6 protein-coding genes and 1 pseudogene are annotated in these 7,793 nt (G+C 52.6%); 2 read left to right on the forward strand and 5 right to left on the reverse strand.

The features are described from left to right. Positions 1-7: 7 nt before the first annotated feature. From MTR64_RS08520 to MTR64_RS21555, 3 genes and pseudogenes are all read right to left on the reverse strand, one after another. On the reverse strand, positions 8-667 hold the full coding sequence (locus tag MTR64_RS08520) for a response regulator transcription factor (RefSeq protein ID WP_243992781.1): 660 nt from the start codon (positions 665-667) through the stop codon (positions 8-10). A 470-nt stretch (positions 668-1,137) separates the two neighbouring features. Then, positions 1,138-1,959: a class I SAM-dependent methyltransferase gene (locus tag MTR64_RS08525; RefSeq protein ID WP_243992783.1), complete on the reverse strand. Its 822-nt coding sequence runs from the start codon at positions 1,957-1,959 to the stop codon at positions 1,138-1,140. 1,194 nt (positions 1,960-3,153) lie between these two features. After that, positions 3,154-3,834: pseudogene (locus MTR64_RS21555) on the reverse strand (ArnT family glycosyltransferase); the annotation flags it as partial. A 68-nt stretch (positions 3,835-3,902) separates the two neighbouring features. Here MTR64_RS21555 and MTR64_RS08535 point away from each other — a divergent pair. Both MTR64_RS08535 and MTR64_RS08540 read left to right on the forward strand, forming a co-directional pair. Next, positions 3,903-4,898 carry a glycosyltransferase family 2 protein gene (locus MTR64_RS08535; RefSeq protein WP_243992787.1) on the forward strand — a complete coding sequence of 332 codons (996 nt, stop codon included), beginning with the start codon at positions 3,903-3,905 and terminating at the stop codon, positions 4,896-4,898. Positions 4,899-5,035: 137 nt separating this feature from the next. After that, positions 5,036-5,626, forward strand: a complete 591-nt coding sequence (locus tag MTR64_RS08540; RefSeq protein ID WP_243992789.1) for a class I SAM-dependent methyltransferase — start codon at positions 5,036-5,038, stop codon at positions 5,624-5,626. On the opposite strand, the gene MTR64_RS08545 is transcribed toward MTR64_RS08540, so the two are convergent. Beyond that, positions 5,613-5,897, reverse strand: coding sequence for a hypothetical protein (locus tag MTR64_RS08545; RefSeq protein WP_243992791.1), 285 nt, complete (start codon positions 5,895-5,897; stop codon positions 5,613-5,615). The two genes, MTR64_RS08540 and MTR64_RS08545, sit on opposite strands and share 14 nt — an antisense overlap. 116 nt (positions 5,898-6,013) lie before the next feature. Further along, entirely contained in the window at positions 6,014-7,381 is a 1,368-nt protein-coding gene (locus tag MTR64_RS08550; RefSeq protein WP_243992793.1) for a hypothetical protein, read from the reverse strand. Positions 7,382-7,793: the final 412 nt, after the last annotated feature.

Below are 7,793 nucleotides of genomic sequence, written 5' to 3' on the forward strand. Positions count from 1 at the left end.
TTGAAATTCAGGGGTGCGCGGATGGCCCTTCGGGCCCATTCGAACTTGCCCGGATCGCGGCTTGTGCACGGCTGTATGCGTGCAACTTATGAAGGATATTATGCACGTGAACCTTCACTGTTGCCTCGCACGCGTGGAGCGCGCGCGCAATGATATCGTTGTTCGAATTGCCTTCCCTCCAGTGATGAAACATTCCCCATTGGCGCGGCAAAAGACCCCTTTTCTTATGGTCCTTAGCCGCCTCGCGGGAGGATGGCATTCTAATCGGATTCGTCGCCATCACTTCCTTCAGTCGGGATGGTGGTGCCGTTTCACCCTGGGCGATCAAGCGCAATGCTTCAACTAAGACGGAAGCCTCCAGGGACCTGAGAAGATAGCCACTGGCTCCATGGGCAAGGCACTCAGTCGTTAATTCTAGATGAAACGAGCTTGAAAATACAACGACGCGAACAGAGGGGAACTGCGATCTAATTTCCTTCAACACTTCAAATTGATTTCCCGCATCTGGGCAATCAAATATCGCAATACAGTCTCTGAGTGTCGCGAAATCATTGATTTCGAAAAGACTTTCAGCGGCGCCAATTACTTTAAAACCGCCATCCTCAAGGGCGATAGATAGACTAGATATAAATATCTTGTCGAGGCTGAGTATCAAAAAATTACTCATAATCGTAACGCTCCAATGCCATAGGACAAATTTTCGAGCGAAAGAAATTAAATTACTTGATCAATCCTGCGTGAAGTTTTCCGCATATCTTGTGTATTGATTCTTTCAATTGACGTTATGCTGCAGTTGCACAGTGTTGGCAATGCACCCTGGCGCTACGAACACTCGCAATTCGTTAGCGCATCGGCCAGCCTAGCGTGTTGAACTTACCGGTCATTTTGTGCAGCACTTGCCGATCTGTGGATAAGGCTGTGAGCAAAGCCGGGATAATGATTTGGCCATCGCGTCCATTGCCAAACTCAGGGATCACACCGTCTAGCTCCGCAATTACAGATCCTGAGCCTAAAGATACTTTGACAGGGAACGCCGCCGGTTAGCTGTGAAAGGGCGTTCGCGTTTGGGTCCGGCCTTGGTCCGCCCTGACGCGTTTTGGGAAAATTTTTGTGCTCGATATCTTTCGAAGAGGGCCCTCAAGGGCGTTCTGCGATCACAATAAACCCTTCGCCCCAGTTGGTTGACAGGAACGCCCTTTGGGCGAGGCATCCGGTTTTCATCACAAGCCGTCCCAGCAAAGACGTCTGGAGGCCAAAATGCTTCAAATGCACAGAGCGATCTATACCGCTCTCAGCCGTAGCCTGCCGCTGGCTGGCGGCACCGCCTGCAAGGCCTTTGTCCCTGACCGACCAATTGGCGATGACGTTGGTGCAATTCACGAGCGGGAAGCCATAGCACTCGATCCGCTGCACTTTCAGACCGCAACTTGTGGCAAGTCCAACAAGCCCGGCCCGACTGTAGCGACGGACATGACCGGCCCAAACGTCGCGGACACCCCACATCTGCATATGCGCCGGAACCGAAAGAATAAGACGGCCGCCTGGCCGCAGACACTGTACCCATTGCGCCAGGGCTTCCGCATCCTCGTGGATGTGCTCCAGCACCTCGCAGGCAATCACCAGATCGAAATCCGCTGGAGTGTCAGCATCGATCGCTGACACAATTTGGGCCGTTGGAAAAGCCTCAAGCATTTCGCCAGCGAGCTGACGCGCCTCTTCAGACGTCTCCACCCCGTAACAAAGGTGGCCTCGCTGTGCGAATTCACGCAGGAGCGCTCCCGATCCGCAGCCTATTTCCAGAACCCTTCCGGGCGGTAAGTCCAAACTCGCCGCAAGCACGCGATCACGTCGCAGGACATAGCGCGGTGCCGGGACCCAGCGGCCATTGAGCATGGGACCATACTGCGCATCTACCTTCAGATCTGGCTGCACATGCAAGGCCTCTGCGATCTGGTTCATTCAAGCGTCTCCAAACAGGTGCGCAGCTGTTCCGCAATTCTGGCGACATCGACGGATGGCAGTCTGGCTGCTTCCTCGACCACGGCTTGCACGATCCCGGGATCGCGCAGGGCTGGGGAATCTTTATTTTGATATTTTTTCTGCAGCCCCGCTCTGCAGTATACTCAGGAGAGCAGACCAGACCCTAGTAGAGCGCGAAAACCAGATAGCGCCGGAAACCCTATTCGGCGCCTCGTGTGCCTACACGTCTTCAATCGTTTCCGCACTTTCGGCGTGATCGGCCAGGCGCACCAAAGATCATCTTTTTCGTCGCCAGATTTCGAAGCCTTCAACCTCGTCCGCTTTGACATAAGATGCCATAAGAAATGATTTGAGCCCCGGAAACTCTCCTAACATCTGACGCGAATCGCGAAGTTCGCCTGTAACCCAAGGCGCTGCATCATCATATTCGACAACAAAAACATCAGGTGGATTGCCTTTTAGGCGCCTCAATAGATCGTCCGTATATCGCTCATCGTAATAACTAACTACAAAAGGCCAAGAATAAGGGTAACGGTACATTGGCGGCCGATCGCTCAAATAATATAGGAGGGTCTCATACCCCCAAACGAACAGCGTGTCGTTCCGGGTTATCAATCCCGCCAATCGGCGCGCGGCCTGAGCGTTACGCTGAGTTGAGAAGCCTGCGGACTGGAAATGCATCGCAGGCAGATTCGGCTTCCGATGGTACAAAAGGCTCACTGCTGCAGGAACGGACTGCTCCAAGGGTTGAACTCCGATCGAAACAGCAAGCGCCGCAGTGATCCGAGTCAACGCGTCGCGATTGAACCTCAATGTTACGAACCCGGAAAAAAACTCCCACGTCAACGCAGTGCTAGCCGAGGCCGCGAGAAGGAACGGCAACAATTGGTAGCTAAAGCCTTTGGCTTGCACCCAGTAAGACAACAACGCAGTGCCCGACCAGATGGCGAATAACCAGTCAGTCAACCTTCTGGAGCCACGCACGAGACGGTAGAGCAGCAGTGAAACGGATGCAGCGATAACCAGCGACGTGAAGGGAGCAGATTGCAGCGGTATAAGGATTTTATGCGCCAGTTCCCACCAAGGTAGTCGCCAGAGGGTGGTATACCCGTACACAAACTGCTGGATTTCCAAGAACGGGATCAAGGAACCCGACGCCACCAAAACAGCAACTATCACACCTAGTGCGGCTAAGCCGCCAGCAATGAAAGTGGCGAAGCCACCGAATGTGAAATGCACAGGGTCATCGCGCACCAGCAAAGGCAGAAAAATCGTCAACCCGAGCCCCGCCACGGTGTATTTCATGGCAAAGGCCAATCCTAACGCGCAACCGGAAAGAAAGAACCAGTGCCATTGCCGCCGACGCCATCCCATAACCATCCAAAATAGGGAGAAGACACATAGAAACGCCGCCCAACCGTCTGTTTGCGCCCGTGTCCAAAAATCGAGGGAGTAATAATGGGCTACAAACACTAGTGGAGAAAGCAAAACCGCGCTGCGACCAAATCTGAGCAAAGCCAACAGCCTCGCCAAGCAGCAACAAGTGATCGCGACCACGAGCAGATCGAGCCAGCGGATCGAACCCTCGCTATGGCCGAACAGGGCTTCTGATAAATAGTAAACACCTGTCGTCAGCGGCGGCTTTACATTATAAACCTCTCTGTAGGTCGGGTAACCATTGCGCAAAGCGTATGCGATTGTCGCATGGATTCCTTGATCGCGCCCGAACGGTTCGTAAATCGTCCAGAAGCCGCAGGCAGCAACGAAAATCAAAACGAGGAAACAAACTAGCGGCAGATTGACACCACCGCGTGTTGAATGCAGTCCTGAGGGCTCTGTTTCAGTTGTTTGCATGAGTTTACGAACAGCGATCGAACTGTCTAAAATTTCCTTGACCCGGACAACGCTGGAAAGGGCACAGTGTGATACAAACCGGATTGTTTCAGGACGTAGCACCCAAGAGCAGTTCCGATATCGACATCGACATCTCTGTGGTTATTCCCTTCCTGAATGAGGCCGAAACCCTAGAACAGCTTCACACGGAAATCACTAGTGTTCTTTCCAGTCTTAAAAAAACCTACGAAATAATTCTTGTCAATGATGGCAGCACAGACATCGGCAGCGATGTTGCCGAATCCATCGCAGAGAAGGACTCCAAGGTCGTTCTGATTAGTTTCCGCCGGAACTTCGGCAAAGCAGCGGCGTTATCTGCTGGGTTTCAAATCGCAAGCGGCAAGATCGTAATAACGATGGATGCAGATTTACAGGACAATCCGAAAGAAATTCCCCACTTTCTAGAAGCAATTGAAAACGGTGCCGACCTTGTGAGCGGCTGGAAGCAAGTTCGCAATGATCCGTTAGACAAGACGCTGCCTTCCAAGGTTTTTAACCTGATCACCTCGCGAACACTCGGTATATCAATACATGATATCAATTGCGGATTCAAAGCCTACCGGCATGAAACTTTGCAGCACTTGCACCTGTACGGCGAATTGCACCGCTTTACCCCAGCTCTACTGAGCGCCTCGGGCTTCGAGGTCACGGAAATTAAAGTCGAGCACCGCCCCAGAGCCTTTGGAAAGTCAAAATATGGGTGGAACAGGTTCATAAAAGGCCTGCTCGACCTGATGACAGTCTTGCTGCAGACTCGATACGGAGCTCGACCACTACATTTCTTCGCCCTTATCGGCTTACCCCTTTTCATACTGGGCTTTTGTTCAGTTATGTATCTCATCTCACTCTGGTTTCTTGGCATGGGGCCGATCGGAAATCGCCCATTACTGCAAATCGGAATCCTCCTAATTGTCACTGGCGTGCAGTTTCTTGGAACTGGGTTGATCGCGGAATTGGTTCGCGGTGCGCGAATAACGGAAAAAGACAAATATGCCGTGAAAGTAGTTCATCGTAGCAAGGAGTAGGTCCATTGGGAGCAGGGCATTTGCTTCGTCAAGCTTATCTAGTGGGAATCAGGACGCTACGGATACCGCTGGAATCTGCGGGCATTCTAACTCGCCTTGAGGCTTCACCCTCAGAACGCGCCACGTGGATTCGCTCATTGTTCGCGATTTACGACTTTCACGACATGAAGCGCCTCGGTCTACCATGGTGGACCTTTAGCGCAATATCCGCGGTCGATCGCTATCTTACCTCAGGGCCTCGCAAGCGCGTTTTCGAGTATGGCAGCGGGGCCAGCACACTTTGGCTAGCACAGCGCTGCGACGAAGTAGTTTCAATCGAAACTGATCCGAAGTGGTACGCCAATTTATCGAAAGAACTCACGGCTTATAGCAATGTACGACTACGTCTAATTGAAGCGCAGCAAGACGGAACGATCACTTCTCACAAAGCGGGTTTCGAGGAACTGTATTTCGATAATTTTGTACACTCCATTAATGATGAGACAAAGCCGTTTGATGTCGTCATCATTGATGGGCGCGCTCGTGAAGCCTGCTTACAGGCCTGCATTCCGCATCTAACTGAGGGTGGGATCATTGTGATCGACGACACCAACCGACAGCGATACCGGAATGCTATTGATGCGTCCGGCATGCCCGCCCGCCGTTTCGACGGCCGAGCAGTCAGTCTACCGCTCCCGGATTCTACCACCTTGTTGGCCCGACACACCGCAGTACTCAGCGTTTTGTGAGGATCAGGCTCGCATTATACAGCATCAAAAGCGTGGTAGCCCCCATAACAAAGGTTACTGAGAGCGATTGCATTCGAACTGCTTCCAATGCCAGCAAGGCAGATGCAAAAGCACGAAGCAGGAAAAATCGCAGCGACACGACCGGTACTCCAGCCTTCCGCGATTCCCATGCCTGGAGGACCCACGACCCTAGGAAGATCGCCCCGCCAACAAGCCCGACTGCCTCCTTCTTGATTTGCAAAAAAAGGGTCAACCCAAACAAGTCAAACATATAAACAGCCGATCTTTATACGATGAAATTAAATTTTTCGCCACCTCACAACACCGCAACTGATCTTATAAAATTTCATTATCACACCAAATCCCTTAATTGTACGATCTGGGTATTTAAGACCTAATTATCCGATAGACAACATACCCTTTTCCATTAGGCGCGCGAACTATTGCCAATTCCCAGCCTTGCTGCTTCAAGTTTGCCGCCACGCATTCCCATAACCAGATCCCCTGCAGGCCCACGAGGTAAGTGGCCCCACTGTCCCGCGCGATCCCATCGAGCGCCTTTCCCCACTGACATGCGTGGCGGGTATATCGCTTGTGGTAGGCAGTGCTTTCCGGCGTCTTGAGACCAACGACATCGACCAGATGCGAGGGCGGCAAAAACCACGCTACCAGTCCGGCATCGTGGATCAGGACTGTCGATCCCGCCGGAATGCGATCACGAACGAACTTTGCCGCGGCTCGTCCCTCCGTGCTGTAAAATTCCGCTTCTTCAGAGATATGCGGAACAGCAACAGTCAGCGAAACGGCCGTCCAGATCACGGATATTATGGCAATGAGCCGCGAGGGAGCATCATTGCAGGCTATCTTGGCTGCCAGAGGGTAGCAAAGTGCAGGCACGACCGGCGCGAGGTAGCGATAGAAATTGTGCGTGAGCAGGCTCGGCAACGTCACCGCAGCCATTCCCAGCCAAAGGACGAGGAACACCGCAACGCACCATCCAGCAGGAATTCGAGGCAACTTCGGAATACCCAGGGCAAGTACAATCAACAAAGAGCCGCCTATCGCCAACGCCGCTAACTTCAAGCGCACTAACAGGGGCAGGTGGATTTCAGCGAAGAACGCCATCTTTGCCTCACCAGTATTCGGAAAGGGAACGCCGGTTTCGAGAAAATACCAAAGAGCGAAGGGAAAGGCTGCAGCTATGGCGAGACCAATGCTCCACTGCCAATCCCGGACGATATAAAGACGCCGAAAGAACAGCGGGGCGGCAAGAAATGCCAGTTCGGGACGAACGAACGGAATAATTCCGCACAGCAATGGAAGGTATCGGCTATCTGCAAGCACCAGCGCCCAGGCGACCGACGCCATGGCAAGCCCGGTTTCCAGGCCATTGAAATATTGAAACGACTGATACCCGACGCAAAGGCCGACAAAGACAATTACTGCAGTCTGCCAACCTCGGCATCCGGCGGCCTCGGCAAGCGCTTTCAAGCCAGCCCCGTAAAGGATCACGGACAGAGCACTGACCACTACCGACGCTTGTGGCAGCGGCAAGAACAGACCGAAAAATGTAACGACAGCAAGGTGAACTGCACTGGTAGCGCCCAGTAACGGTGACGCACCATAGACGCTATCGCCACCTGTTAAAATCGTTCGGGCATTGCTCAGCGTGATGTAGGCGTCATCCAGCCCAAATTCACCAGGCCATAGTGCAATGAATAGTAAAAAAGCACAAACATAGACCAGGTACGACACATATAATGCCCACTTCTCTGGGTATATCTGCCAAGATACTGTCATATTTTCGACACCCCTAGGGTCAGGACCCATTATTCACGCCATCGAGGTTTGAGGCAAAATGGCTCAGCGCAAGGAGAGAAGGCAAAGGAATATGTCAATATTTCAAGACTTCTCGACGCGGCGGTGGGTCATTTTGGTCAAATCCCCGCGGGACGCCCGGATGGCTTCCATCTCGAACCAAATCGCCCTGGGAAAGGCAACCAGCCTTCCCGGCGGACAATTTGGTCCGATATGTTCGCCATTCGGGCGCCTCGATGGCGTGAATAATGGGTCCTGACCCTAGACCCAGCATCGCAGAACAACGCTGTATTTCAACCGGAACCTTCGCAAATGTATCGATACCAGGCTCAATTCGCCTGACACCCTT

It is taken from the genome of Novosphingobium album (ex Hu et al. 2023), assembly GCF_022832385.1.
GTDB classification, from domain to species: Bacteria; Pseudomonadota; Alphaproteobacteria; order Sphingomonadales; family Sphingomonadaceae; genus Novosphingobium; species Novosphingobium album.

Bases quoted from the DNA above. Each gene is read 5' to 3' on its own strand.
- MTR64_RS08520 (WP_243992781.1), bottom strand. From the start codon at position 667: ATGAGTAATTTTTTGATACTCAGCCTCGACAAGATATTTATATCTAGT.
- MTR64_RS08525 (WP_243992783.1), bottom strand. From the start codon at position 1,959: ATGAACCAGATCGCAGAGGCCTTGCATGTGCAGCCAGATCTGAAGGTA.
- MTR64_RS08545 (WP_243992791.1), bottom strand. From the start codon at position 5,897: ATGTTTGACTTGTTTGGGTTGACCCTTTTTTTGCAAATCAAGAAGGAG.